Annotated in this window: 2 protein-coding genes; one reads left to right on the plus strand and one right to left on the minus strand. The window is 42.8% G+C overall.

Annotated features, from left to right (window positions below; translation table 11 throughout):
• Positions 1-25 precede the first annotated feature (25 nt).
• On the minus strand, positions 26-1738 hold the full coding sequence (locus AB4653_RS20435; protein WP_009847757.1) for an autotransporter assembly complex family protein: 1713 nt from the start codon (positions 1736-1738) through the stop codon (positions 26-28).
• Positions 1739-1950: 212 nt separating this feature from the next.
• Between AB4653_RS20435 and msrA the strand changes: the two genes are divergently transcribed.
• Positions 1951-2580, plus strand: coding sequence for a peptide-methionine (S)-S-oxide reductase MsrA (msrA, locus tag AB4653_RS20440; RefSeq protein WP_009847758.1), 630 nt, complete (start codon positions 1951-1953; stop codon positions 2578-2580).
• The last annotated feature ends 90 nt before the right edge of the window (positions 2581-2670 follow it).

Raw genomic sequence — 2670 nt, forward strand, 5'->3', positions numbered from 1 at the left:
TTGATACACTTACCCACCACTTTGATCATAATTCTGGCCCTAAACTAAAGTGCAGTTGGAACTCATCACCTTTTTTCGCATCTAGACCCCAAGCAAAATCTAAACTCACAGGACCGACGGGGGACGCCCAACGAATCCCGACACCAGTACCATGTTTCCACTCTGGCGTGTCATTGAATGCATCACCAATATCGTAGAAAGCCGCTCCCCACCAATTCCCAACTAAGCGATATTGGTATTCAAACGAACTGGTTGCAATGAATTTCGCCCCCGTTAGTGCGCCACTTTCATCTCGAGGAGAGATAGACTCATAGCCATAACCACGGATGCTATTATCACCACCCGCAAAAAATCTTAAAGAAGGAGATAACTTATCAAATTCGTCCGCAAAGTTTCCGCCGAATTGAAGGCGGGTTAAACCTCGGTGGTTATTACCAATGCTTCGAATCCATGCGGTTTGCCCTTGAAAACGTACGACTTGGGTTTCAGATAACAAGGTATCATCAGCCGCTTCAACCATGATGGTTTGTTTATCGCCCCACATCGGCATTGAACCGCCTCGGGTTCGAGTGCGTGAGAAAGAGACACCTGGCAACACAAACTGCGCCAAATCGTCTTGTAAACCTTGTTTATAGTTTTCGACTAGGTATCGAATGAATACCGTGCGTTGCCAACCATTATCTAGACGCCAGTACCTTTCTAAGGCTAAGTTTGACTCCAAACTCTTGGTATCACGGTTATCCAGATTCTTCATTCCATACTTAATTTGATAGTAGTCATTAAGCACGTCATCCAATGGGATTTTATAAGCCGCCGTAATCGTCTGCTCAGGCTTGGAGATCGATAAACTACTATTAAAACTATGACCTTTCTCATTAACCCAAGGTTTCTTCCATTTAAGGGTACCTTTTACACCCAAGTCTGTTGATACACCGATACCCGTTTCAATTTGGTTCCGCGCTTGCGGAGCAAGGCTTACCTTCATCGGAATTTCTCGACCTTCACCCAATTGACTTAAATCAGGCTCAACAAAGACTGAAGAGAACCAATCCGTATTGGAAAGGTTTTGGTTGTATTCACCAACTTTGGTTATCGAGTAAGGTTCGCCATCTTCAAATGGTTTAAGTGACTGCACCTTCTCTTCTTCTATTTGGCTACCAGTAACCTGAGTAGAGCCAAAGTGATAACGAATACCACTGTTATAATGAAGGCGGACATAAGCGCGGTTTAATTCAGGAGCGACTTCTAGTTTGCTAAGATCATACGCCCCATCGAAGTAACCTTTCGCTAATCCAAGATTGCGGATCGATGATTTTAAAGAGTCATAATTACCATGATTCAAAATCGAACCTTTAGACAACTTGCTCTTAGCTATTAAGGCCAAAAAATCAGGATCATCTTTGGCTTCACCAGTCAGAACAATATCTGAAGCATAAATAACAACCGGCTCTCCCGGCTCAACCGTAACAGTCAATTCGGTATCATCTTCAGAATGAGTAAATGTGATATTAGGTTGGTAGTAGCCTAATGCATTCAACGCTTCGTTGATCATCGACTCCAAGCGAGATTGAAATCTTAATGAGACCGAATACTCTTCTTCAGGAATCGCACTCAGATAAGCATCCACATTATCTGCAAGCGCGCCATCCAACCCTTTAATATCAAGGGAAACGTCAGCGAAAGCGAATGTCGATGACAGTAGAGTGCCAATCAGAACTGGTAAAGTTTTTCTTATCATGTTTAATTGGTGAAGAAGTTATCAATACGTTAATAAGTGAAAAGAAATCATACCGCTAAAAAGGCATTGAGTCTGTAACAAATCTGGTAATAACACGGTCTAATGTAAAGACTTAATCAATATTAACCAGCCGTTAATATGAGCCTCCAGTTAATATAAACCTAGATCTAATGTTAACTAACGCGGTAAACGTATGCGAAAAGGAATATAATATGCTAAACAAACAACAACTGGTTTCCGCAGCAACCGCATTACCGGGAAATGCTGACCCAATCCGAATCACTGAGCGCCATTTCGTCAATCAAACTGACTTGCTCAATACACCTACGGGTTCTCAACAAGAAGTCCTACTTGGTATGGGATGCTTCTGGGGAGCTGAGCGTTTGTTCTGGCAGTTGAACGGCGTTATTTCAACATCTGTTGGCTACGCTGGTGGATACACGATTAACCCCACTTATGAGCAGGTATGTAGCGGACAAACTGGCCATACCGAAGTCGTTCGTGTCATTTTTGATAGCGAACAAACATCTCTCGCTCAAGTACTTGAAACCTTTTGGGAGCGTCATGACCCAACTCAAGGGATGCGCCAAGGCAACGATTTAGGGACTCAATACCGTTCTGCGATATACACCTTCAGCGAAGAACAACAGACTATCGCTGAGCACTCTAAACGTGAATACCAACGAGCAATGACTGAATCATTGGGCAACGAAATCACAACGGAAGTTCTGCCTGCTGGAAAATATTTTTTCGCAGAAACCTACCACCAGCAATACTTAGCTAAAAATCCGAATGGTTATTGTGGATTGGGTGGAACAGGTGTGTGCTTCCCTCCGCAATAATGTGTTATACCAATCACAGTAAGTAAGTGATCATAAATAGCGCAGGAAAAATGCTTGAGAACAAGGCAGAAATTTTCGATAAGTAGTTAT

This window comes from Vibrio sp. 10N.222.48.A3 (assembly GCF_041475345.1).
Classification (GTDB): domain Bacteria; phylum Pseudomonadota; class Gammaproteobacteria; order Enterobacterales; family Vibrionaceae; genus Vibrio; species Vibrio tasmaniensis_A.

Bases quoted from the DNA above. Each gene is read 5' to 3' on its own strand.
- AB4653_RS20435 (WP_009847757.1), bottom strand. From the start codon at position 1,738: ATGATAAGAAAAACTTTACCAGTTCTGATTGGCACTCTACTGTCATCG.
- msrA (WP_009847758.1), top strand. From the start codon at position 1,951: ATGCTAAACAAACAACAACTGGTTTCCGCAGCAACCGCATTACCGGGA.